The sequence below is a fragment of the Leptolyngbya sp. AN02str genome (assembly GCF_050565595.1).
Lineage (GTDB): Bacteria > Cyanobacteriota > Cyanobacteriia > Elainellales > Elainellaceae > Kaiparowitsia.
Genome location: NZ_JBNXVR010000039.1, coordinates 1 through 25,260, shown reverse-complemented (window position 1 = coordinate 25,260; position 25,260 = coordinate 1). Strand labels below are relative to the sequence as shown.

The 25,260-nt window shown below is 51.3% G+C and carries 20 protein-coding genes; 9 read left to right on the top strand and 11 right to left on the bottom strand.

The features are described from left to right. Window positions 1-180 precede the first annotated feature (180 nt). From ACQ4M4_RS22350 to ACQ4M4_RS22340, 3 genes are all read left to right on the top strand, one after another. Complete coding sequence (locus ACQ4M4_RS22350) at window positions 181-849, top strand: Npun_F0813 family protein (RefSeq protein WP_430686684.1); 669 nt, start codon at window positions 181-183, stop codon at window positions 847-849. A gap of 359 nt (window positions 850-1,208) precedes the next feature. Then, window positions 1,209-2,255: a hypothetical protein gene (locus ACQ4M4_RS22345; protein WP_430686683.1), complete on the top strand. Its 1,047-nt coding sequence runs from the start codon at window positions 1,209-1,211 to the stop codon at window positions 2,253-2,255. 59 nt (window positions 2,256-2,314) lie between these two features. After that, complete coding sequence (locus ACQ4M4_RS22340; RefSeq protein ID WP_430686682.1) at window positions 2,315-3,352, top strand: helix-turn-helix domain-containing protein; 1,038 nt, start codon at window positions 2,315-2,317, stop codon at window positions 3,350-3,352. Between the two features lie 359 nt (window positions 3,353-3,711). On the opposite strand, the gene lepB is transcribed toward ACQ4M4_RS22340, so the two are convergent. Further along, on the bottom strand, window positions 3,712-4,473 hold the full coding sequence (lepB, locus tag ACQ4M4_RS22335; protein ID WP_430686681.1) for a signal peptidase I: 762 nt from the start codon (window positions 4,471-4,473) through the stop codon (window positions 3,712-3,714). 230 nt (window positions 4,474-4,703) lie between these two features. Here lepB and ACQ4M4_RS22330 point away from each other — a divergent pair, with 230 nt between their 5' ends. The 4 genes from ACQ4M4_RS22330 to ACQ4M4_RS22315 all read left to right on the top strand — a co-directional run bounded on the left by ACQ4M4_RS22330 (window position 4,704) and on the right by ACQ4M4_RS22315 (window position 9,305). After that, on the top strand, window positions 4,704-4,970 hold the full coding sequence (locus ACQ4M4_RS22330) for a hypothetical protein (RefSeq protein WP_430686680.1): 267 nt from the start codon (window positions 4,704-4,706) through the stop codon (window positions 4,968-4,970). Window positions 4,971-5,080: 110 nt separating this feature from the next. Further along, window positions 5,081-5,761 carry a cob(I)yrinic acid a,c-diamide adenosyltransferase gene (gene cobO, locus ACQ4M4_RS22325; RefSeq protein WP_430686679.1) on the top strand — a complete coding sequence of 227 codons (681 nt, stop codon included), beginning with the start codon at window positions 5,081-5,083 and terminating at the stop codon, window positions 5,759-5,761. 137 nt (window positions 5,762-5,898) lie between these two features. After that, the gene (gene pirA, locus ACQ4M4_RS22320; RefSeq protein WP_430686678.1) at window positions 5,899-6,063 is read left to right on the top strand and encodes an arginine synthesis PII-interacting regulator PirA; all 165 of its coding nucleotides are present in this window, start codon (window positions 5,899-5,901) and stop codon (window positions 6,061-6,063) included. 491 nt (window positions 6,064-6,554) lie between these two features. Next, window positions 6,555-9,305: a CHAT domain-containing tetratricopeptide repeat protein gene (locus ACQ4M4_RS22315; RefSeq protein ID WP_430686677.1), complete on the top strand. Its 2,751-nt coding sequence runs from the start codon at window positions 6,555-6,557 to the stop codon at window positions 9,303-9,305. Window positions 9,306-9,501: 196 nt separating this feature from the next. Here ACQ4M4_RS22315 and ACQ4M4_RS22310 read toward each other — a convergent pair whose 3' ends face one another. The 7 genes from ACQ4M4_RS22310 to ACQ4M4_RS22280 form a co-directional block, all read right to left on the bottom strand. Then, window positions 9,502-10,032: a universal stress protein gene (locus ACQ4M4_RS22310; RefSeq protein WP_430686676.1), complete on the bottom strand. Its 531-nt coding sequence runs from the start codon at window positions 10,030-10,032 to the stop codon at window positions 9,502-9,504. 122 nt (window positions 10,033-10,154) lie between these two features. After that, entirely contained in the window at window positions 10,155-11,243 is a 1,089-nt protein-coding gene (locus tag ACQ4M4_RS22305) for an Acg family FMN-binding oxidoreductase (protein WP_430686675.1), read from the bottom strand. Then, a complete protein-coding gene (locus ACQ4M4_RS22300; protein ID WP_430686674.1) occupies window positions 11,240-11,764 on the bottom strand; it encodes a universal stress protein in 525 nt (174 codons plus the stop codon). The genes ACQ4M4_RS22305 and ACQ4M4_RS22300 overlap by 4 nt, the downstream gene beginning before the upstream one ends. Window positions 11,765-12,128: 364 nt before the next feature. Then, complete coding sequence (locus tag ACQ4M4_RS22295) at window positions 12,129-12,557, bottom strand: response regulator (RefSeq protein WP_430686673.1); 429 nt, start codon at window positions 12,555-12,557, stop codon at window positions 12,129-12,131. A gap of 29 nt (window positions 12,558-12,586) precedes the next feature. Further along, window positions 12,587-16,306 carry a PAS domain S-box protein gene (locus ACQ4M4_RS22290; RefSeq protein WP_430686672.1) on the bottom strand — a complete coding sequence of 1,240 codons (3,720 nt, stop codon included), beginning with the start codon at window positions 16,304-16,306 and terminating at the stop codon, window positions 12,587-12,589. Between the two features lie 303 nt (window positions 16,307-16,609). Beyond that, entirely contained in the window at window positions 16,610-17,728 is a 1,119-nt protein-coding gene (locus ACQ4M4_RS22285) for an iron-containing redox enzyme family protein (protein ID WP_430686671.1), read from the bottom strand. Between the two features lie 239 nt (window positions 17,729-17,967). Then, window positions 17,968-19,074, bottom strand: coding sequence for a metallophosphoesterase family protein (locus ACQ4M4_RS22280; protein WP_430686670.1), 1,107 nt, complete (start codon window positions 19,072-19,074; stop codon window positions 17,968-17,970). A 248-nt stretch (window positions 19,075-19,322) separates the two neighbouring features. Between ACQ4M4_RS22280 and trmB the strand changes: the two genes are divergently transcribed. Continuing rightward, window positions 19,323-19,964 carry a tRNA (guanosine(46)-N7)-methyltransferase TrmB gene (gene trmB, locus ACQ4M4_RS22275; protein ID WP_430686669.1) on the top strand — a complete coding sequence of 214 codons (642 nt, stop codon included), beginning with the start codon at window positions 19,323-19,325 and terminating at the stop codon, window positions 19,962-19,964. Between the two features lie 147 nt (window positions 19,965-20,111). Here the strand turns inward: trmB and ACQ4M4_RS22270 are convergent, their stop codons facing one another. Further along, the gene (locus tag ACQ4M4_RS22270; RefSeq protein WP_430686668.1) at window positions 20,112-22,370 is read right to left on the bottom strand and encodes a sensor histidine kinase; all 2,259 of its coding nucleotides are present in this window, start codon (window positions 22,368-22,370) and stop codon (window positions 20,112-20,114) included. A 653-nt stretch (window positions 22,371-23,023) separates the two neighbouring features. Here ACQ4M4_RS22270 and ACQ4M4_RS22265 point away from each other — a divergent pair. Beyond that, on the top strand, window positions 23,024-24,481 hold the full coding sequence (locus ACQ4M4_RS22265) for a GAF domain-containing protein (RefSeq protein WP_430686667.1): 1,458 nt from the start codon (window positions 23,024-23,026) through the stop codon (window positions 24,479-24,481). A gap of 20 nt (window positions 24,482-24,501) precedes the next feature. On the opposite strand, the gene ACQ4M4_RS22260 is transcribed toward ACQ4M4_RS22265, so the two are convergent. Both ACQ4M4_RS22260 and ACQ4M4_RS22255 read right to left on the bottom strand, forming a co-directional pair. After that, window positions 24,502-24,705, bottom strand: coding sequence for a hypothetical protein (locus ACQ4M4_RS22260; protein WP_430686666.1), 204 nt, complete (start codon window positions 24,703-24,705; stop codon window positions 24,502-24,504). 105 nt (window positions 24,706-24,810) lie between these two features. Continuing rightward, window positions 24,811-25,260: hypothetical protein (locus ACQ4M4_RS22255; RefSeq protein WP_430686665.1), on the bottom strand; the 450-nt coding region annotated here is incomplete at its 5' end.

The window sequence follows — 25,260 nt, the reverse complement described above, 5'->3', positions numbered from 1 at the left end:
ATGAAGGAGCCCTTCACAAGATCTGCTCGGTCATGTCCATTGCATCGCTTAGTTTAGTTAACCTGTGCGAGTTAACTTTCAACAAGATTGATGCATTTATCGTTTGATTTTGTACCTTTGGTTAGCATGTGTCATGGCCATGGTTAGCCCGATTTCTGACATATCTCTACTAGCAGCATCATGTTTATCTTAAAGAGGCAGGATGTTGAAATAACAAGCGTTCCGCATCCCAAGAAAGATCAGCAGATTCCAATTCTTAACTATCAGGGGCAGCACTTTCGCCTGATCAGTGTGTTTAGTGCTGCGCAAGAAGAGGACGCGAAAGCATTTTGGCGAGATTTGACAGACAATCGCGGCAAAGCCTGCGTGCTGCTTGAGGAGCCTGACCGCTACAGCGTTTGGGGCAAGGTACGGCTCGATCAGTTGGCGGCTGAAGCCGACTCTGGCAAAGATGATGCCGCATCACCGGCCTACATTCAAGCCTGTCTAATCTTGCTGCAAGCGGTGTACATCGACATTGAGGACTTGCTGGGCGGGCGGCAGGCCAATCTATTCGAGAAAGAGATCACAGGGGTTTTGAAGCAGTGGCGATTTCCCCAAACCGATAGCCCAGAGAGCATCAAACAGCTCTTAACCATTGATCCCCTGGCCTCGTTACAAATGCCTGCGTGGCAGGAGCACCACCTCAACACGTTGCTGCAAGAGCTATTTCGGTTGGGTAAGCAGCATTTTGGCAATGGTAACTTTACAGGACGGGTGCTGGATGCATTGCAAGATATGCCAGCCAACGATCGCAATATGTTTTTGTCGTGGTTGGGACAATCGCCCACTGGAAAAGATTGGAAGTAGAGTTGGGGGTTTGCGGGGAGATTACGAAATTTTGCCGATAGGCGGTACTGATGTGCGATCGCCCAAGTTAAGCAATACACGAACGATTGCAAAGCTTCATCACATTTTTTCTAGAGATTGCGTTGATGTGGCAGTTAGAGCGTATCACTAATAAATTAAGCAAATGAATTCATCGAAAACGTGAAGCCAAGGTTATTCAGCGATATTATTTATCGTTGAGCAAGAAACGAGAGTGTATAGCCGATCGCGATTAGACTTTCTGGCGAGATCAAAAGCCAGTAGAAAAAGGCGTGTGCATCTGCTGCTAGTCGTTATGTGTTGAACGTTGGCATCTGCCGTCGAGTCTGAGGAGCGGATTTGTGAGTAAAAGTGCCTCTGGGTTATCAGTTCAAGTGATTGTGATTGCTGCGCTGGCTTGGGCGCTGCTGTCACTATTATTTTTTCTAATTTTTAGCACTCCCCTGCCCGACCAAGGTCGCCCTGAGTGGTATGGCATCACCACCTATGTGCTAGAAACAGCCGCATTTCTGGGAGCAGGGCTGCTGTGCCTGCGCAACTGGAAAAGCCCGCAAATTGTGAGTGGTCGTACAGTGTGGCTGTTGATTGGGGCTGGCATGTTGTCCTACTTTGTTGGCAATTTGTTGCTAGGCCAGTGGGAGATTGGCTGGGGACAAACTCCAAATGTATCTCCAGCAGATTTGTTTTATTTGCTGATGTATGTGCTGGTGGGCATTGGCATGGTGATGGCGATCGCAGCTCGTCAGCTCAACTTGGCGCCAGTTCAGTGGCTCATTTTGTTGGCCATTGCCGTTGCGGGTGCTGCGATCGCCTACGTCATCTACAACAGTGGTGGAGGCACCGAAGCGGCCCTTTTCTCGCAACCGGCCTATGCCCAAACGGCAGCCGCTCCCGAAGCAGCGGCGCCGCCAGAGGTCCCAACCGCAGACCCCGTTGCAGAACCTGCACCGGCAGCAGAGCCGACGCCAACGCCTTCAGTAACCACTCCTCCAGAGGTGACCCCTCCAGAGGCAGAAGTCACCGATACCGGATCAACCGCACCCGCTTGGGTGATCTCGTTGGATGAAGCCCTAGTCCCCTATGCTGACTGGGTTGGCCTGTTTTATGTTGTGGCGGATGTGTTGCTATTGCTGGCTGCAAGTGCGCTGCTTCTGGCTTTTTGGGGTGGCAGATTCTCTCAGTCTTGGCGGTTTATCGCAGCAGCATCGATTTGCTTCTTTATTGCTGATATGTGGTTCCTGTATGCCACAAGCAATATTGCCGATTACCAAACTGGAGCCTTACCAGAAGTGTTCTGGATCTTTAGCGCCTGCTTGTTTGGGATTGGAGCCGCTCTCGAATATGATTTATCGAGCCGATCGCGGCGGATGAGTCGGCGGCGCAGCTAAGGTTCTGCGATAGGATTGATCAGGTTTGAATCCAACCATGCTCAAATGTGAATGCCATCATGAGCAGTGGGTTGGTGTGCGATCGCAAAACGGAAGGCAGCATGGCTCCTAAGAAACTGTCTGAATCAGACAAGCAAAGTATATTAACCCTCTACCGAGAGACCGACGACACAACCTCAACGTTGGCCGCCCGGTTTGGGGTAAGTGCATCAACCATCAGCCGCATTCTCAAGCAGAGCTTGGCAGATGATGAGTATGAGGTGCTTATTCAACAAAAGCGGGGAACCGCAAAAACAGAGACCCCGCCAGAAACGGAAGCAATCCCAGAGCCAGTTGAACCGGTTGTGGAAGAAGCGATCGCTCCTGCACCTGCCAAGCCTGCCAAACCGATCAAGGTTGATAAATCCAAGCGCGACAAAGAAGCCAGCCCGACTCAAGAAAATGGTCGGCGATCGCGGCGACGTTCTTCCACCGTTGACGCTTCTCGCCAATCGGCCATCGAGCCAGACACTGAGCAAGAAGAAGCTCCTGTTGCCGTGTCTGAGGTAGCCGACGGGACCCATCGAATTGAAATTGAAGAATTTCAGCACGAAGTTCAACAAGACTTGCGGCTCTCGGCTCACGAACAGCCCGACGACGATGACGACCTAGACGATGACGATGACCTAGATGACGACCTAGACGATGACCTAGATGACGACCTAGACGATGACCTAGACGATGAGTTTGCTTCCAGTGAAGGAGACGGACTCAATCTGGCCGCAATGCATGTTCAAGGAGACGTGCTGCTACAGATTTTGCCACTCTCAGAAGCCAGCTTGCCTCGAACCTGCTACTTGGTTGTTGATCGGTCATCCGAGCTGATTACCCGGCCCCTGAGCGACTTTGCTGACTTAGGGCAAATTCCCGAAGCCGAAAGCAACGAACGAACGCTTCCTGTGTTTGATAACCATCGGGTTGCAAAGCGATTTATGCGGCGGATGCAGCGCGTTGTCAAAGTTCCTGATTGCAAAGTGTTCTTTAAGGCCAGTCCCTATTTACAAGCAAAGGGCATTACGCGCTTACTCATTGATGGGCGTATTTACTCGCTAAACTAGCTTGCTTTTAAGTAAACAGGGCTTATGCAAGCCCACCAAATAAGTGTGTTGGTGTTGTGTGTGGGGTGCGAAGCACTCCACACACAACACCAATGCGTAAATCCTGGTGAATTTAACCCCTGGGTGATATCTGCCGATCTTTGCTCAGCAGATATCACCCAGGGCCCTTTTTCTGGCCATGAAGATGGTCAGTTAACGTCAGTTTCGGTTAAGAGCTTGTTCATGGGGCAGGTGTCGCGCTCCCCATGAACAAGCTCCAATATTTAGGGCAACCTTCCTGCTCCACAGCTGACAAAAAAACTGTGCCATGCTAACCCGTTACGGGTCAGCATGGCACAGTAACAAGATTGGGAATGAATTTAGTTTGCGGATGGAGATGATGCGCCGTCCTCTGTCGAGGTTTCAGGCTGGTTGTCATAGGTTGGCATGGGGCCAATTTCGCCTAAACGCTCGGGAGGCCAGAAGCGAACAACGGCTCGGCCAATAATATTTCCCCGAGGAACATAGCCCCAAAAGTGGCTATCGTAGCTGTTGTTGCGATTATCGCCCAGCACAAGATATTCATTGTCAGGTACGACCTCTGGCCCCCACTCATAGTCCGGAGCAGCCTCTGAGGGAATGTAATTTTCTTCGATAGGTACATCGTTGATGTACACGAGGCCGTTGGTCACTTGTACCTTCTCGCCGGGTAAGCCAATGACCCGCTTAATAAAAGCATCTTTGAGGCTGGGGTTATCCGCTTTGAGCCGATCGGTTGGCGAAAACACGACAATATCGCCACGCTTAGGCGGATTGAGGTGATAACTAATTTTTTCAACAATGAGGCGATCGTTCACCTCAAGGGTTGGCACCATGGACTCGGAGGGAATGTAGCGCGCCTCTGCCACAAAGGTGCGAATGCCTAATGCCAAAATGACGCTCAGGCCAATCGTTTTTAGCCCTTCCACAAGGGGATTGTCATCACTACGGGATGAGTCTTGCTGAATCCTTGGTTCCGATACGGCCCGTTGCGCTTCTGCCGATTGGGGCTCTACTGGAGGATTAGGGTTTGGCTGATTTGCGGACTGTTCCTGCATATCGGATAAATTTACCTGGACGTTAGGATTAGGTTGGTCAGTCATCAGCAGAGGGAACAAAAGAGGGTTCTTCTACTTAATCAACTATAGGCAAACAATCTAAGATTGGCGAACTTTGGAGTTCTATAGCTCTCTTGAAACTGCCTGTCTGTCCTCGTTGTTGCACATGGTATCTCACGTGCTCAAAGTTTAGCCTGATTCTGCTCAACTGATTACCAAACTCAGGTCTCAGTTTTCCCTATTGATTCGTTCTGCCAGCGTTTTGTTGCCTTCGGGTGAATTTGCCCAAACGGATGCTGAAGTTTGGCCATTGGGCGATCGCCCGAATTGGCCTGATTGATAACGAAATGCTCGACCGAACCATAAGAACCATAGACGCAATCGGCCTGACTTTGTTGCCGAGGGCATTGATTCACAGGTCACGTTCGGAGAACCAAGCTAGAGCACAAGAACGGAATTTGACGGGTTACTCCGTTGTTACGATAGTGGGTGGGCAGGTTGATGATGCCCATGGCACCATCAACCAAACGGTAGGTGGCTAGGCTCTGTGATTTGACGCGGCATCATTCGTTAAATTTGCGCCTAAGCCAGATTGAATTGCATCATCCACGTTCCTAACCAATTCACCTCATCCATCACGGCAAGAGACCACATGACAACATCTGAGATTGACCAAGAAGCTACTCGGCTAAATGACGAGGCAACCGCCACCCTAAGCGACGAACAGTACAAGCAAAAGATGAAGCGCCGTAAAGAGGTGCAAGAGCAGAGGTTGGCTGAGCGATCGCGCGAAAAGGGCCTTGTGATCGTCAATACGGGCAATGGCAAGGGCAAAACCACCGCAGCACTGGGAATGGTGCTGCGATCGCTGGGGCATGGGTATCGCGTGGCGATCGTGCAATTCATTAAAGGTGCCTGGGAACCTGCCGAAAAAGCGGCTCTGTCTCCATGGACGACCAGCCAAAATGGCAATCCGCCCCAACTCGAGTTCTACGCGATGGGCGAAGGCTTTACCTGGGAAACACAAGATCGCGATCGCGATATTCAAAAAGCGCACGAAGCTTGGGATCAAGCATTGGCATTAATTCAGCAGCCTGATCTGCAAATGATTTTGCTCGATGAAGCCAATGTTGCTTTAAAGTTGGGCTATTTATCTGTAGAAGCCGTGTTGGCAGGGCTAGAGCAAAAGCCGGATGATACCCATGTGGTACTCACCGGACGAGGAGCCCCAAAACCCCTGATCGAACGAGCCGATCTGGTGACCGAAATGACGCTGATCAAGCATCCATTTCGAGAGCAGGGGGTAAAAGCGCAGCCTGGTATTGAGTTTTAGCGTGTTGGCCCAGGGTAGCGCACAAGGTAGAACCTCTATCACCCTGTAGTGTGAATTTCCGTAGCAATGGATACAAATACTGGGCAAAGTGATATTCTGATAGTAGAAAACTCGATGCATGTGTGCCGCTTTCAACTATGTTTAGAACCAACAAGTCTCGCCGCGACGTAATGAAAGAAACCTCCTGGACCCATCGTGAGAACCTGCGCATGAATCTTCAGCGCCGGATGGAGTCCGCCAAATCGAGAGGTGATATGGATCTGCTGCGCAAGCTAGAAGAAGAGTCGGAATATCTTGGATAGATCAAGAAACACCGATGTAAAACGCCATCGAAGCGTGAAAAGAGGACTCCTAACGGCGTCCTCTTTTCGTTTTTGGGAATCTTTTTGGGCGGTGAGCGATGAAGAGGCGACCAGTTAGGGAAAGCTGAAATCAGCGTTTTTATCGAGCGTCAGTTCTGGATAAGCCAAAATGCCCATTCTTTTGACGCAATGCGCCCGAAAAAATTGTCTTTCCAAAGGTTACACGGTGCGCAATCTTGTGAAAAGACATTCACCGAAACTGATGTCCCGATCGCGAGCGAGTAACAAGTGGTGGTTTTATGTCAGGACTAACGCAGGTGACTGATGGTTGGAGCGGTAAGCGCTCCAACCATCAGTCACCCCCAGGTTTTCGGATGACGTGCGTAAGTCCTATACGTTTGAGGCTTCTTGCTGAGCCAAGGGTGCCAAAACGGATTGATGCAAGCCATGCTGGCGATCGCGATAGTTGTCCCAAGGTTTGGTTACATAGAATGAGCACAACACAGGTGATGCGAATGTGGTGGCAGAAGGTGAGCCGTGTCGCGGTTATGACCCTGGTTTTGAGCCAGAGTGGGTGGGCGATCGCGCCTGGACTATCGGCTGAGGTGATCGCAGTGCAGCCCGCTCAGTCATCTAGCAATGCCAGTGCCGAAGCTGAGCGGTTGCTGGGGCAGGGGGCAGCTCAGTTTCAGCAGCGGCAGTGGCAAGCCGCCCAAGAGTCGTGGCAGCGAGCGCTGCAACTGTATCGCCAAGCTGGAAATCGGGTGGGCGAAGGACGCGTGTTGGGCAATTTGGCCGCCATTGCCGAAGCTCAGGGCAATGACGAGCAGGCACTGGCATTATTTCAACAAAGTTTTGAGATTGCTCGGGAGCTGAATGATGCTCGGGGTCAGAGTTTTGCGCTCATTAACCTGGGCTATGTCGCCACCAATTTGGGAGACTATGAACGGGCGATCGCCCACTTAGAGATGGCGCTTCCGATAACCCGCGCCTCCAATGATGCATCGAGTGAGTACAGCGTTCTCAATCAATTGGGAATTGTGTACCGCATTCAGGGGCAATACGAAGCAGCGATCGCCCAATTGCAGCAGGCGGCAGCATTAGCCCGTAGCTTGGGCGAAGTCGTGGGCGAGGCCAACGCACTCGGAAATTTGGGCAATACCTACACCGATCAGGGTAGCTATCCGGCCGCATTGAGCCATTACGAATCGACCCTAGCGCTTATGCGACAAGTCCAAAACCGTGTGGGTGAAGCCGGAGTGCTGCAACGGTTGGGGGTGGTGGCAAGCTTGATTGGCGATCGCACACGAGCTGAGGTCTATTTTACCCAAAGTTTGGAGATGGCCAACAACTTGGGCGATCGCCGAATGAAAGCGCAAACGCTAGGCAATTTGGGCATCGTATATTCCAACACCAATCGATTTGAGCGGGCCGTGACCGCACTGAACGAAGGGCTAGGGCTGGCTCGGCAGTTGAGCGATCGCAGTCTAGAAGGCGATCTGCTGCACTCGTTGGGCAACGTATATGCAGCCCAGCAAGCCTATCCAACCGCCACAGCCTACTATACTCAAAGCCTCGAAATTTCGCGGCAGTTAGGCAAACGCAGCAATGAAGGCTACACGCTGGGCGCATTGGCCATTGTGTATGACCAAACCCAGGACGACGAGCGTGCCATCGCCACCTACGAAGATGCGATCGCGATTCTGCAAGATGTGGGCGATCGCGCAGGTGAGGGCAAAGCGTTGTCCAATCTGGGGATAACACTCTTTGACCTGGGACGGCCTGAAGCCGCAGTTGCTCCCTTGCAGCAGGCAATCGCCATTTGGGATTCGTTACGTCCGGGTTTGAGCGATGCAGATCAAATCTCATTGTTTGAAACCCAAGCCAACACGTACCGGACACTCCAGCGAGTGTTGATCGAACTCAAGCGGTTTGATGAAGCGTTGGAAATTTCGGAACGGAGTCGATCGCGCGCATTTGTGGAGTTGGTAGCCCAACGGCTGTCGGCCCAAGCCGCAGAACGGTTTCAAACCGAACCGCTGGCGATAGAAGATATGCAGGCGATCGCCCGTCGAGAAGCGGCCACACTCGTTGAGTATTCCATTTTAAGCAGCACCGAGCTGGCCATTTGGGTGATACAGCCCAACGGCACAGTCCACTTTCGCACAACCACATTAGCCAATGTGGAAGAGTCCATTACCGAAGTTGCAGAAGAAACCCGGGTTGCTGCAGCCCTAGGCCGAGGGGCAAATCCCAACGGCACCTGGAATGCATTAGTGTCAGACACCCGATCCGCCATCACCACTAGCCGTGTTGATCCTGTTCGTGCGGTCTCGTCCCCATCGGCTCCCCAGCCGAGTGAGCAGCGACGACTTAGCCGCAAATTGCACAATCTGCATGAGATACTTATCGCTCCCATTGCCGATCTGCTCCCCACTTCTCCGACGGAGGAAGTGGTATTCATTCCCCAAAGCACGTTGTTTCTAGTGCCGTTTGCCGCACTTCAAGCCGCAGATGGCACCTATGTGATTGAGCGTCACACGATTCGTACGGCTCCTGGCATTCAAGTGCTGGGGTTGGCGCGATCGCGCTCAGAGGCTCAGGCTCACACTGGAGATGCATTTGATACCACTCGTTCGCTCATTGTGGGCAACCCCATCATGCCGAGTGTGGGAGAACCACCTCAACCGTTGGGACTCCTGCCCTATGCCGAATCAGAAGCCAGGGCGATCGCAGATTTGCTTGATACAGAAGCGATGATTGGAGCTGCCGCAACCGAAGACCGAGTACGCGATCGCCTCAAAACGGCTGAAATCATCCATTTAGCGACCCACGGATTGCTGGATGACCTGGGCGGATTGGGCATTCCGGGCGCACTTGCCCTCACTCCAACGGCCACATCCGACGGGTTGCTCACAGCCAACGAAATTTTGGAACTGTCGCTGGAGCAGGCATCGCTGGTGGTGCTGAGCGCCTGCGATACGGGCCGCGGCCGCATTACCGGCGACGGAGTTGTGGGACTGTCGCGCTCGTTTCTATCGGCTGGTGCGCCGAGTGTAATTGTGTCGTTGTGGGCGGTGCCCGATGAGTCAACTGCAACGCTCATGACAGCGCTGTACCAACATTTGCAGCACACCCCCAACAAGGCTCAAGCCCTACGGCAGGCGATGCTCACAACCATGCAACAGTATCCCAGTTCGCGAGATTGGGCCGCATTTACCCTGTTGGGTGCCGCAGATTAGCCCATGGGCTTGATGCATACGTCAGCCATTGGGTCTAGAGGCTCCCCAAAAAGCGATCGCCTGTTTTTACAAACTTGCGATCGCTTGAGCCCAGCAGAAGTCATTCCTGCTTTGCCAGACAGGAACATAACTTCTGCTATTTGTCTTGACCACTCATGATCAGCTCCTCACACCAAAAGACAATCTCAAAATATCGCTAGTTCAACAGCTCAACGGATTGTTCTGAAGTGGGGGTGGAACGGGTGGAGAGTTCCTCACCTTGAACCACCAACACCGAACAATGAGCGTGGTGCATCACATAGTTGCTCACGCTGCCCATGAGCAGCTCACCCAAACCCGATCGACCGCGTCGGCCAATCACAATTAGTCCAACGTCTTGTTCAATCGCTTGCTGGCAGATTTGTCGTCCTGGGTCACCCACCGCTTGCATGGCTGTGGTCAGCACACCCGCTTCAACAGCTTCTGCTTGGAGCGATCGCAATCGTTGCTGGCCCTCTTGCTCTTGCTGTTGCCAGAGTTCTTGCTGTCGTTTGATCAGCTCATCCGTCACGATAGGGGAATAGAAGCCAATCTCAGCCGGCATGGTGTAACCCACCTGATCTTGCATTGTCAGCACATGCAGCAAATGAAGCGAAGCATGAAATAGTTTTGCAAGTTCCAGGGCTTCTTGAAAAACCAAACGGCTCATCATCGAGTCATCCAGTGCAACCAAGAGTTTTGTAAACATAACAAGCTCCTCTAGAGGATGGAACACGCAATCCTAACGTGGACGCGAAACAACGTTAAAAATCCCGAATAAGCACGATGTTTGCCGCAAGTAGGTATGACGTAACAGTGCCAATGAAGGAGTTACTCCGAGGTTGAATCTTCGAACTGATCAATGACATCAGTGGGGATCGCACCCTCTACGCTGGGCATTGGCTCGCGTACTACCTCTGCATCCCAACGACGGGGTGTGGTAGCTGTTGCGCCGCCATAGCCCAACCGCAGCAACAGTTGAGGAGTTCCGCTTAGCAAAATGGACGATCGCAGGCGATCGCGCAGGCTGGGAACCTCGATGGGTTGGTTCAGTAATGCTGCATCAACTCCAGCAGCCCAAGCCTGTAACAGCACATGTTCCAGGGCTTGGCCCGCAATCAGCCAGTCATAAGGCGTATCAAATGCCGTGGCTATCACCGCCAGGGCCGGAGCTTCCAGCGCCAGTTGATAATCTTTATGGGCTTGAGAATTGCCCAAATCAAACTGGCGAATGACCAATGGCCCCACCAACGAAACCCAGTTCCCCATGCCGTGAACAGAACCTGGCATCCCATCTCGCCGCTGGCTGGTGTTAGGAATCATCCATTTGGCCAGTTCATGCCGAAAAGCCGGAAGTTTCATTTGCTGGCGATCGCCCTCGGCAATGAGTTCGGCAACCGTGGCCCGCTGCCCATTGGTAATCCAATGCAGCCATGCGCCTTCCTGTTGAGCTGCGGTTTGCAAATTGCTGAGAATACTCGCTGGAATTTGGGTTGGTTCGTAGGCTCCCCGGTTCATGTGGCGGTGGGGAATTGCCGCAAACAGCTCATTGACTGGAGATGGGCGACCGGGATTGTGATGGATAATCTGAATTTGGGCGAGCAAGTCTGGTTGATCCGCTGTGGGCAGTAGCCGCACTCGTGCTGTAAAGCCAAAATGCTGTAGCACAATTCGCAAATTCATCAACGCGGCACCACAGCTCATGATCAGCGATCGATCTTGAGGATCAACGATGGGCAGCGATCGCTTGCGATCGGCGTACAGGTCAACCCCAGTTTGCGTCAGCTGAAAGATCCAGGGTTGCGTATTGTGGCTAGAGGGTGCCATCACCACATACCCCAACATAAACTTGAGCTGCTCGCACAACGGGGCAATGGGCAACGCATCCTGCTGAAGCAACGGGTGGGCGATGTCGTTCATATCGTCACCCCAACGGTGGTTTGCTGGGTTGTGGGTTCTGCGGCGGGTAAGTTCACATGCTGTACAGTCAGCACTGAACAAGGTGCGTGGTGCACCACATAGTTGCTAACACTGCCCAAAATCAATTCATTTAGACCTGTTCGGCCTCGACGCCCTAGGACAATGAGATCGGCATTCCAGGTACGGGCCAAGGCACAAATGCGCTGTTCGGGAGAGCCCGCCGTTTGGGTAAACTCGGCAACCACCCCTGACTCATTGGCTTGCTTCGTTAGCGCTTGCAGCGTTTTGAGGCTTTCTTCTTCAAATTGGGTGCGGTGCTGTAGATAGCGGTGCACCACTTCTTCACGCAGCTCTGGGTAAGACAAGGCCGAATTCAGAGGAATCGCTTCGTCGTCTTCGGGAGAAAAAACATGGAGCAACATCAGCGTGGCGTTGGTTGCTTTGGCTAAGTTCAGAGCATGTTCAAACACTTGGTCACTTAACGGCGTGTGATCCAGTGGAACTAAGATTTTTCTGAACATAATGTCATCCTCACTAGTGGCATCAGGTCAATGGCCATAGGGTATGGGTCAAATGATGGAGCTACGGAAGCTTCACTGCGCGACCGCAGCAGCTAGAGCTGGCAAACGACGCGCTAAAGCTTGAGATTCTGGTGCGATCGCCATCAACCAACCACCAAAATCACAGCCAACGTCCCCGTAGCTCATGGATTTAAGCCAAGCGAATAGTTCAGTGTGGCGGCATGGAAAGGTTCTGTTTGGCGAGAGATTGGAGGGATCGCCGTTTGGCTAGCGGGGTGATCATAGAGCAGCTAGGAATACGGCTCTGACGTTCGCTCTAGGTTTAATCTAGATCTCAAATATGAAGAACTTGTGAGGACAACTGTTAAGGCTGAGCCTGCCAGCCCAGCAACGCTGCCAGTTGAAATGCCAGAGTGAGCGGATCAAAGGGTTTGGCGATCGCCCCTTGAATGCCCAAGCGCGTGTAGCGTTGCAAATCCGACGCTTGCACCTTAGCCGTGAGGAGCACAACCGGAATCGACTTGGTTTCTGGCTGCTCTTGCAAGGATTGAAACGTCATAATGCCATCCATATCCGGCATCATCACATCCAATAAAATTGCATCGGGCTGCTCTAGCTTGGCCTGTTTTAGCCCCTCCTGGCCTGAGCCCGCAGTCACCACGTGCCACCCGGCTGTTGTTTGCAGGCAAATCTGAGCAATTTCTTGAATGTAGACTTCGTTGTCGATAACCAATATTTTTTTCATGACCTGCTGCTTCATGACCTGCTGCAAGGGAACGTTCGAGATAGTCATGCGGGAACAAACCGCGTCGAACGGGGGCTTTAGGGATTCAAGTCGGACGATGACTCTATGGGGCGATCGCCACAGTTCATCTCCGGCGACTCAATCGGAATCGTAAACCAAAACGTGCTGCCCGCCCCAAATTCACTCTCCACCCAAATCTTGCCGCCATGCTGCTGCACAATATTGCGACAAATTGCCAACCCCAAGCCCGTGCCATCGTGATTGCGAGAATCGGATGCATCAACCTGTTGAAAGCGCTCAAAAATCGTCTCCAGCTTATCCGACGGAATTCCGCGCCCCTGATCACGAACCGAAAACAACAGCATGGGTGCTTGAGTTGATTCCGCAACGATGGGAACCAGCTCACCACTTGAATCGAGCTGGGTCGAAACATGCACAGCGCTGCCAGCTGGCGAAAACTTGATAGCATTGCTCACCAAATTGGTCAGCGTTTGAATGATGCGATCTGGATCTGCCCACAGCGGATAAGACTTTGCTTGGGAGGTCAGCTCCACGTCAAATTTTCTGGCCATCGGCGACATCACATCGATCGCACGCTGAACCAACTCTGCCGCATCACAGGTTTGCTTGGCCATGCGCACACTGCCCGATTCAATGCGCTCCACATCCAAAATATCGTTGATGAGCCTTACCAAGCGTTCGGTGCTATTGACCGCAATTTCAAGCAGCCGTTTGCTGCTACTTGGATCTTTATCCAACAGACCGCTCGCCAACATTCTTAACGAACCGTGAATGGAGGTGAGTGGCGTTCTCAATTCGTGGCTAACGACCGAAATGAACTCATTTTTCATGCGTTCAATCACCTGCCGTTCGGTAATGTCTTTAAAGGTGATGACGCTACCAACAATACCGTCTTGCTCTTGAATCGGCGTACTAATATATTCCACTGGAAATAGGCTGCCATCACGACGTTGAAACTGTTCATGCTTGACATGGTGAATCGTTCCATCACGCAGCGATGAATAGATAAAAGATTTTTGTGTCACATCTTCATTCGTCCCATGAGGATGCGGCAACAGCAGCTCAATTGAATGACCAATCAAATCCTGTACCGAATATTCCAACAAATCGGCAGCGGCTGGGTTGACAAATGTCATCACGCCTTGCAAATCAAATCCGCAAATTCCTTCCCCAACCGAATTGAGAATCAGCGCGTTTTGATGGCTTAAATAGGCAAGCGCATCTTCGGCTTGTTTTCGCTGAGTAATGTCTCGCAGAATCACGGTGTAAACGGTATCGTTGCCGTGCTCTAGTTTAGAAATTGAGGCTTCGGCTGGAAACTCGCTGCCATCCTTTCGTTGCCCAAAAATTTCGCGGCGATCGCCCATTTTTCGAGCGTGCTGGTGCGATTGGCCAAATTCACCCACATGCTGCTGGTGCACCCGAACGTAGCGCTGCGGCAGCAATACATCTAGCGGCTGCCCAATAATTTCTTCCGCACTGTATCCAAAGATCTTTTCAGCTCCCTGATTAAACAATGTGATCGTTTGGTGGGCATCAACTGAGATGATTGCGTCATCCGCAATATCCAAAATTCCAGACATCCGCGCTTGCGATACATTCAGAGCATCTTGTGCCCGTTTGCGTTCATCGAGTTCTTTTTGTAGCCGTACGTTGATGCTGACCAATTCTGCCGTTCGTTCTGCAATGCGAACTTCTAACTCGCCTCGATTACGAAGCTCAACTTCTTGTTCTTGTTTTTGTTCTGTGGCATCTCGAAGGATGTAAATCAATCCCTGCGGACTTGTCGATGATGTCGATTCAGCGATATCAACCGGAGAAATGGTGACTTCGGCCCAGACTGACGTGCCATCTTTGCGAATGCATTGTCGAATTCCGGTAGAGTGCCCAGTTTCGATCGCCGTGTGCAGGTCGTGCAGAAATTGCTGTTGGACAACATCGGTTTGGAGATAAAGACGAGGCAAGGGGTGATGCAGAACTTCGTATGCAGTGTAGCCCAACAGGTTCTCGGCCCCCACATTCCAACTCAGCGTGAGCCCGTCGGCATCGACGAGTACGATGGCGTTTTGGTGAATACTCTGGGTCAGTGCATGAAATGATGCGCTTGCCAGGAGCGATCGCTTCGTTTCTGTTGGCTCCACCTCTTCCGCCACGGCAGATGCACTGGATTCAAGCCGAGCAGGAGTCACAAACCGCTTCAGCAAGCGGATTCTCTCTAGCCGATGCACCACCCTGGTGACAAACTCTGATCCAACAATTGGCTTGCTTACAAAATCATCGGCCCCAGCCGCAAACACGCGGTTTACGGTGTTGGCATCGGTATGGGCTGTGAGCACCATCATGGGCAAACCACCCCACAGTTCATCATCCCGCAGGGTTTGACACAGCTCAATTCCGCTCAGGTGAGGCATTTCAATATCGAGAATGAGCAAATCGGGCTGCACTTGGGGCAAATAGGTATAGAGATCACGAGGATCGCTCAGGCCAGTGACGGTAAGCCCCCAGGGCTGTAGCAGATGGTGCAGCGCATCCAAAATGGCTGGATCATCATCCACAATCAAGATTTTTGGGAAACCCGATGCCGAAATTTGGGGCGTGGAAGCAGCGGCAGGCTCGGGAACGGGAGACGGGATGCGGGGTTGCGGCGGCGTTTCCACCTTAGCTGCGATGGGGGTTTGAATCGTGTGACGCAGCGATCGCACGGCTTCATCAATTTGAGTAATAGTGGCAGTAGAGACGGGTTGTGATGGTGTTTCTAAAACAGCTTGCAGCAGGCGTTCGAGCGATCGCGCAAGAACAGACCCCTCTGCTCTGCCAAAGGTGCCCAGCGATCCGGCTAGCGTGTGGGCTTCTTGGCGCGCTTGCTGAATGATGGTTGGATCGTGAGCAGCTTGCTGGAGTGATTCCACAGCTTGCTCTAGCACACAGACCTGGCTGTAAATGCGCTCTTGATGCCGCGCCCAAATATCGGCGAGTGCCGCCAGCATGTTCTTCTGCATCTGCTGCTCAGCCGCTGCCACCGTAGCTTCTGGTAAAGGAGCGATCGCGTCAGCATGGTGAGATAACGGGATGGCCGAGGGAGCGATCGCCTCTTTGACAAGCTCCAACGCCTTCAGTCGATAGCCAATTCCGTAAACCGTTTCGACTAAATCTGCGGGAGCCCCGGCAGCCTTTAGCTTTTGGCGTAGACCTTTGATGTGGGTGCGAACGGCCTCATCACCGGGCATCGTTTCAAACGCCCAGATATGCTCCAAAATTGCGCCGCAGCTAAACACTCGCTGGGGATACCGCAAAAATAGCTCTAATAAAGCATACTCTTTGGGTGTAAGCGATAGCAGCGTATTGCCATAGTGAACCATGCAACTACTGGGATCAAGCCGAAGCAGTCCCGCCTGCAAAATGGGGCTGAGTGATGGGCCACTTCGCCGCATCAAAGCCCGAATCCGAGCTGCCAACTCTTCTGGCGCAAACGGTTTTACGACATAATCATCTGCCCCAGCATCCAGACCCACCACTTTTTGGCGACTGCTATCTTGCCCAGTAATGAGCAAAATGGGCATTTGGTGTCCTTGCGCCCGCAGTTGCCGACAGACTTCAATACCGCCCATGCTGGGTAACATCACATCCAGCACAACCAAATCGTAGGGAAAGGCCTCGGCCATTTCAAATCCGGTGCGGCCATCATGGGTGCGGTCAACGGCGTAGGTTTGTTCCGCCAACAGTAAGGCGATCGCTTCTGCCGTTACGTCATCATCCTCTACCACCAGAATTCGCATAGCCGTTTATTTGCTGAGTCTTGAGCCATTGTGGCCACCGATCAAGCCACACCAATAATGGCACTCTATCACCGCTACCCAGCATCGCTTAAAACTTGTAGCAAAGTATTAAGATGCGACCAAGTTTTCAGCATTGGCAGTACTGCCAATGCTGAAAACTCGACCCAAATGCTTTTGAGCCGAGTCGAACCAAAATACAGGAAAAGATACAGGGACAAGACTATTAGCGATCGCCCCTGGTCTCAGTTGAATGAGGGCGATCGCGGTCGGGATTAAGCAGCGACGAGACTGGTGTAAGCGTTATTAACCTCGTTCGTCTGCCTGATAGGCAGCTCTTGCAACGGCGGCACCAGCGCGATCGCCCATATATTTTTGCTGGTCGTAGCCCCACAACAGTTCCCAAGCATCTACCGGATACTGGTCAACCAACGGTAGCGTTGCATCATTCAACATCCACTTGCCATGCAGCTCATCGACCTTAATGTGCAGCTTCCAGTAGGTCATGGCAGCATCCGAAAGTCCCAAGCGCTCTGCCGCCACTTGGTAGCTGCTAAATGCTGCTGGTACCGTCAACTCAATGTAGAACAGCCCACCGATATATCGCAAAAAGTAACGCTTGCGCTCCGTTAGCAAAAAGCTGTGGTTGATGGTAGCCAGCACTTCCCACGGCACAGCATCGAGATAGGCTTCTGGCTCGGTTTGCATGCCCAACTCTTCGAGCATAGTGAGGTAGTACGAAGAATGCTTGCGTGGCAAGCGACCAGCTCCGTATTCTTCAACCAGCAGCCGCGTCAGCACAGCATGAACATCGTTCGCTACGCCACCCAGCGTGCGCGATAGCTGGCTCGCTTCGACTAACCCATCCAGCGCACCGATCGCCACCAGTTCCCGATAGCCTGCCAGCCCAACCTGCTCCCGAAAGAACTTAGCCTCATGCGACAACGGTGGATCTACATCCAGTTCTGCTCGTTGCAACAGGGCTTGTTTAATGTCAAGGTTCCGGTAGGAATCGAGGTTGAGCTGGCTGTTTTCCCACTGTTGCCATGCCAGTTCAATGCGATCGCGCAACATGATGAGATAGTGCGATCGCTCGTTCGTGTAATGCTGAAGATCGTCATACCAAAAGAGTTTAAGGCGATTGATGAAATACAGAATTCGCTGTAGAAAACGATGGGCTGCGGGAGCAGGCTCTCCATTCAGATAAACCGTTTCAATTGCATCGGTTACGGCCCCATCCACAAAGCTAGAATCTACAGTTCCCGTCTGTAGAGCGTGATCCAGGTTCTCAGTTTCTAGCAATTGCGTAAACTGTTTTTCTGCGTAGCGATAGTCTTGTTCAGAATAGTCAAATTTAGAATCACCAAAACCTGCCTTTTCAACATCAACTGATGCTTGATAACTCGATGCTGAAGTTGGGTTCACAGTTGATTGATTTTTAGTTAACGTTCTGGGCTCACGTTGCATGACCACGGTGTCAGTTCCCTTGCTGTTTTCCTTTCCTTATGGTCGTGGAATGCATCAGCAAGTTCATCTATCTCTGGGATTGAGTCATTTTCAATTGAAATAATCTAGATCTATCTATAGAGATGTTTGCAAACGTGATCGCTTTTTTCCTTAATTGAATCCAAATCACTGCTCAATCTCGTTTCAAAAAGCAGTCTTTAGAGCTTCAAAATCGTATTGTTGTCAGTGAGTTGAAGATTGCCTTGAGGATCGACAGCACTAAACGCTTGTAAATAACGGCGCACCCGCTTGGGAAAGTGGGGATAGTCGATTTGGGCATCGCCACGGGCAATATCTGCCCAAAAATATCGCAAATCGGGAACTAGTTCTTGGGCTTCTTGCGGTGACATGCTAATCGGTGGCTGCGTCAAAAATCGGTACATGAAATGGTTGGAGCGATCGCCCATCCATTCACGAGACTGAGCCGCCAAATCTTCCCAACCGGGCACCGAGGGAACATGATAGGTTTCCACTCGCAAGTGGCGATCGCCTTGATCATCTTCGGTATAGTGCAGCACGCGATAGGGGTGGGGATAGCTCACCAGTGACCCGGTGGTAATTTCGGTGATTCCTTGCTCTTGAGCAATATCCTGCACATGCAAATGTCCGGTGAAGACGAGCGGAACCTGATGCGATCGCAACAGGGCTAATAACTCGGGCGCATTGTGCAGCATGTATCGTTGTCCCATGCTGTGGCGGCTCTGCCCTGGCATGTGCTCCAGCACATTATGGTGAATCATTACCATCACAAGGGAGGCATTCAGCTCGGCCAATGTTGTTCTTAACCAGTGCAATTGGGCTTCATCCACAAGACCAGTGTTGAGTTGGGTGCCTATTTCATCAAACGCGATAGAGTTGAGCCCAACGAGCGCAACACCAGGAACGACCTCGCGCACATAGTACGGCTGAGCCCCATCACAATAGCCAAATTTTTGATAGAACCCGGCAAACTCATGCAGACCAATGGCCTGTTCGGTGCGATCGCGCTGCACAATGTCATGATTTCCCGGCACAACATAGACCGGATAGGGAAGTTGAGCCAATCGGGTTGCGAACCACTCGTGGTTTTCGGGTTCGCCATGTTGCGTCAGATCGCCAGGAACCAGCAAAAAATCCAGATTAAGTTCTGCCAATTCTGCCAGCACATATTCCAGTGCGGGAATGCTCACCTCTACCAAGTGAAATCGACTGGGGTTATCCCAAATGGTTTTGGGTAAAGCAATGTGAGGATCGCTAACAATGGCAAACCGAAAACTGAGAGGCATGGAGAAAGCCAACACTGAATAGATGAAGGACTATGGACAGCAAAGAACGCAGTCGATAGCGAGAGTCGATGCCTCTTTTGCTATCGTTGATTCGCGCCGATACCCGGTAGATCAAGGCTAGCGCACTTCGCCTAAAGCTTTGAAGCCGGGATGATTGTTCCTCAAAAAATTTCTGGCGATCTGAGCCTGAGCCGTTATGGGTATGATCGAGGCTGGGACAGACGATATGTACAAAAGAGGGTAGAACTTTGGCAGTTGTTCGGGTACGCCAGCATGTCAATCCGCTGAGCCAAAAATATCAGCAGCCAGTAGAGCCGCCAGCCTGGGAGCGCGTGTATGCAGATGAGTCGCGATCGCTGCTGTTGGATATTGGCTGCGCACGGGGACGATTTGCGTTGCAGCTTGCTGAGCAATGGCCAGACTGGAATATGCTTGGCCTAGAAATTCGAGAACCGCTGGTGATACAAGCCAACGAAATTTGCCAGTCGTTGGGCTACACCAATTTGCACTATATGTTTTGCAATGCGAACAACTCGCTAGAGCCCATTTTGCGATCGCTCCCAGCGGGCAAGTTGCAATGGGTCACCATTCAGTTTCCCGACCCCTGGTTTAAGAAACGACACCAAAAACGCCGAGTGGTGCAACCGGATATGGTTGACCTGTTGGCAACCTTTTTGTCGGATAACGGAAACGTGTTTCTGCAATCTGATGTGGAAGACGTGCTGTTGGAAATGGGCGATCGCTTTCGGGAGCATTCAGCCTTTGTGCAGCTGAGCGGCATACCGCAAGAGACCGAAAACCCATTTCCCATCGCAACCGAACGAGAACTGTCAACCCTTGAAAATGGCGACCCTGTGTATCGCATGATTTTTGCAAAACGCTCTGCCTGATGGCGAGATTTTGGGCTTGTAGCCCCGTGCAAGCATGCAACGGTCTAACCCCCCGACTCCACCTAGCAGGCAAGGTTAGCCAAAAAGTTCAGCCCCATGGCGCAACCCGCCCTTCTAGCCATGGATTTGCCCATCTGCCGAGGAAATCTAAGCGGCATCAGCGACATGCTGCTCCACCGGAATTTCGATCATAAATTCTGTTCCGCAGCCTGGGGTGGAATGGCAGGTAATACGCCCACGATGGCGTTCGGTCACAATTTGGTAGCTAATGGCCAATCCCATTCCAGTTCCTTTACCGACCAGCTTTGTGGTAAAGAATGGGTCGAAAATACGAGGAGCGACGTCGTTGGGAATCCCCGGCCCATTATCTGCAATGTGGATGCGAATCCATCCTGGCTCAATCAGCTGAGTGGCGATCGCAATCGTGCTAGGCGTATGCTGCAACTCCTCTTCTGAGCGCTGGCGATCATGCTCTTCTAGCGCATCAATGGCATTACTAATAATGTTCATAAACACTTGATTGAGCTGTCCAGCGTAACATTCCACCAAGGGAATATTGCCATACTGTTTGACAATCTCAATTCCGGGGCGATTACCCGTCGGCTTAAGGCGACTCTGCAAAATCATGAGGGTGCTATCAATGCCTTCATGAATATCGACATCCTTCACTTCGGCCTCATCCAACCGAGAAAATGTGCGCAGGGATTGGACAATCTCACGAATGCGATGGGCTCCCACCTGAATCGAAGACAGAAGCTTGGGCAAATCCTCTTTTAGGAACTCCAATTCAACGGCTTCGACCTTGTTTTGAATGCGCGATGAGGCGTGAGGATACTCTTCCTGATAGACGCTAATGAGATCGAGTAGTTCGCTGGTATAGTCGCTCGCATGGGAAATATTGCCATGAATAAAGTTCACTGGATTGTTGATTTCATGGGCAATACCTGCCACCATTTGCCCCAGACTCGACATCTTTTCGCTTTGCACCAGCTGCAGTTGAGTGGCTTTTAGGGTGTTGAGGGTGTCGTTGAGTACGCCAACTTGCTCTTGGGTTTGTTGATAGAGGCTGACCTGCTTGATGGCGATCGCCAACTGGTCGCTGACCGATACCAGGACACTCTGCTGGCTTTTGGTTAACTTTTTGGCATCCACCCCAATCAAGTAACCGGTGCGATCGGCATCCCCAGGAATGGCCAATGCGCTGTAGGTGCCAGCATGTATAGGCTTATACCCATCATCGCTAATCAGGTACAGGCCCAATTGCTCAGCCAAGCAATCGGCTAGCGTTTCTCCGGGCTTAGGCTGCAAGGGGGCTAGCGCCCGATATGAGGTAACCGGAAAAGCTTGCACAATTTCGAATTGTTGGGATGATGGCACAAACCAACCAAATAGAACGTGATCCAGATCGAGTTGATTGCCTAAATCATCGATCGCCGCTTGCAAAATACATGAAAGATTTAACGTTTCGCGAATCCGACTGTTGATGCGATTTTTGACCAGCTCTTGCGCAGCAAGTTTACGCGTTTTTTCAAGCAGTAATAACTGTTTCCAGGCTCCAAACATCGCAATCAATAGCAAGGCCGCCATCACACTTGCCATCAGGTACAGCGGATAGAGCTGCGAGTCGATGGCCTGACTCGGAACTGCCAACGCCAACGACCAATCCACTTCATTCAACGTCATGTAAGCCACGTAGTAGGATTTGCCGTCTAATGTGGCTTTTACAACGTTCTGCCGACCAGCAACCATTGCCGCAGCGATCGCTCCTAATTCTGTATCCTCACTTTGCACCAAACTGGGAATGAGGTCGTTGCCATGGGAGACGTAGTCCGAGTTGGGATGGGTGATGGCAACCCCCTGAGAATTCAGGGCAAAGGCATAGCTTCCTTCAACTTGGGGAATCGCATTGACAACGGCCGTCACGGTATCGATAGCAATGGCACCACCCAGTACGCCAATTGAAGTTGTCTGTCCTACCTGACGAATGGGGGCGCTAATGGTTACTACAGGCAGATTCAAACTACGCGCAACAATAGGATCACTGAACGCCGCTTCTCCTGCCAATGCTTTTTGGAACCATGGGCGATCGCTCAAATTAAACCCAGTCAGCCCAAAGTCTGTGTTGTAGTAAGAACCATCGGGATTGATCAGTGTAAAGGTAGAAAATTGACCAATTCGCAGTTCTTCGGCGGTTAGATAGGGGCCAGCCTCTTCCCAGTCCATCGATTGAACTTTAGGCGTGTTCGCCAGCATTTCAACCTCAATGCGGCGCGCTGTTAGCCAATTGTCGATTTGATGAGCCCCATGCTCAACATCAGACAGCATTTGGGTTTTCAGGTTTTCAAGCATCAATCCCTGAATTAACCGAAAACATACGGTTGTTCCAATGCCAACCAGGGTACTCATACCCAGAAACAGAATGAGAAGCCAAAGGCGCTGAGGCGCTTGCCAAAATTTACGCAATCGGAACGGTGACTGAAGAGAAGCTGATAGAGAATGAGTTGACTCTACCGAATTCAGCGAGTTGGCTGCGCTCATAAAAGGTGAAATTCCAATGGGAGAGGGAGAAGGTTGACTTGTTGGCGCAATGAAGCTGAACCAGCCTCATGAAGGGATGTTGCTCAGCTCAGGATTCCCTTAGAAAATTCATTTGTAACAAATTGTATTGAAATTCTAAGGATAGATTAAATATTGGAAAAATATAAATAAAACACATTGAGCACAAAAAGCTAACCATGCAATTGAGAATGGTTTGGCGATCGCATGGCTCGTCTGTGCTACACCCCTACAACTTTGAAAGTTGCCTAATATCAACGAACAAGCGGATGGCACACTGACAATGTTTTCGTTTCTACAAGGTATAAAAAATCACTAGAGTGCTACACCTATCTTAAGGAAGATTATTTTGTTGGAAACACGAATCAAGAGAGCCGCTTCCCCAGTTCACGAGAATTGCTAGTGAACTTTGGCTGATGGATGCTGCATTATTGGCGGAAATTCTTGATAGGTGTAGTGTTCAATACAGCGAATCGTCTTTAGATCCGGCTGAATGAGAGGTGTTGGCTGAGCCTGCGCGTATGGTGTCTCATGTGATGGATGGGCTGTTAAACCCGGCGCGCTTGTTGGTAGATTTGCAACGCGCCAATGAGCTGGCTCGTAATTTGTCTGGATGCATGGAGCCAGAGGCGATCGCCCGCCGAATTACTGAAGGATTAATTGCCCAGTTTGATTGTGCCTTTGCCCGGATTTGGCTGGTGGAGCCAGATGGCGCATCGTTGCGGTTGGTTGCGTCGTCGGGAATGTACACCCGGCTAGATGGGGAGTTTGCGCGGGTGCCTATGGGTGCCTACAAGGTCGGGAAGATTGCGCAAAATCAAGTTCCCTTTCTCAGTAATAACTTGTCTGAAGAGTCATGGGTGAAAGATCGGGACTGGGCGATCGCCAATGAAATTCGCGGGTTTGCAGGATATCCACTCATGGCAGGCGATCGCGTGGTTGGGGTGATTGCCATGTTCAGCCATCGCCCCTTGGCGACAGAATTTTTGGAAGTGTTGCAAAGCCTATGCACCACGATTGCGGTAGCCCTGGAGGCAGCAATTCGGTTTCAGCAACAGGTGCGATCGCACTCTGTCATCGCGTCATCGGCTTCGATACCCGGTGGCCTGTTATCGGATCAGCTGGCTGCCATTTTAACCTCGACGCGGCTCACCCTGGTCGGCACCGAAAAACCGCTGCCCCTATCGACGCTGCATCTATTTTTGGCCGTTGCCGAGCGGTTGAACCAACTGGATTGTATCTACAGTCGGCTCACCTACCGAACTGAGCTGGTTTCGCTCGAAACGATTGTGGCGGTGACGGCAACCACCGCAGCAGAAACGGGCGACTGGGTGCGATCGCTGTTTGGTGATTTGTCCTTTACGGTGTCGTGTTTGGGTGGTTCGCTAAAAACCGTTACAGATGGGAATGAAACAGCCCTTCAAATTGTGCTGAATTTGCCCTATCCAACCTGCTCCGTTGGGCCAAAGCTCAAGATGCTTTGCACCTTGCCTGTGTTGCAGTCTGCATTAACTCAGTTGGCCTACCAAGCGGGAATTTGGGTTTGCAACGACGATGCGATTCCAGCACCGCTGCTAACCAATGATGTGACTCAAGTTAAACCAGGCCAATCGATAATTTGGCTGGATATGGGATTGCGAGCCATTCCTAAAGGCGTGGCGGCAGTGGTGGATTTGGCGATCGCTCCGGCCCAGTTGCGCGAAGCGGTAGAAGCCGTGAGCCAGGGCCAAACCTGGGGTTTGAGCGAGGATGGGCCATCTCCTGTGCTGTCGGAGCGGGAGCAAGAAATTATGCAGCTGCTCTCGACGGGATTGCGCGATCGCGACATTGCCAACACGCTCATGATCAGCGAAAGCACCATCAAGTTTCATGTCAACAATGTGCTGAGCAAGCTCAAAGCGCGGACGCGGTATCAGGCGCTATCCATGGCGATCGCCAACGGCTGGATCGCCACCTCATAAATTCGTCCCAATTATGCGCTCTAATTTTTGCCTTGGTTTGCTAATTCGTTTCTCAAGTCATCCACACAGGTTTTGACATAGGTTTTGTCAAGCTGAGAAAGCTCTTCAGCAATGCGAGCCAGTTCAGCTGCATTACTTGTTGAGCGATTGTATATTCCAATCACCGCTAATAGCTTTGCAATTAATTCTAAATAAGTCTCACCTGCGTTAATGAGATGGCGCATGAAATCCCAAAGGTTCAAGGTGGTTGAAGTCCCCTTGTGTCCTAAGATGTGTTCCACCAGCGTCAATTGGTGTGCAGTCCATTCTATGTTGACTGAACATCCTTCCTAAATCTCGACAGAAGCTTTAGCACTTTCCTCACTCCGTAGTACTGTTCTTAAACCTGCGAACCATTCCTCAAAGAAGAATCTTTCAGAATTTGCATAAGAACTAATCCAATGTCGTCCATCAACATAAACCCAAAGCCCGACATGTAAGACAGGAGCAGTAGGCCATCTTTCAAGATATGCAATATAGATAGCTAATAGTTCATCAACTTGCTGGGGCTGCAACTCATCGGCTCGAACGTATTTCAAACACTTATCATCTGGAGGCGTCAAGATATTGAGGTGCTGAACCCAGTCATTCTCATGCTCTCCTCGAGCATGAGAACCGACATTCCGCAGGTTGCTCTGGGAATTAAAGGGAGTGGGGATAAGCTGAGGGAGACGAGTTAGGATCGCCCCCTTGCAGATCGAGAACTTGGACCACTTGGGACTGATTGCGGGTGTTATTGA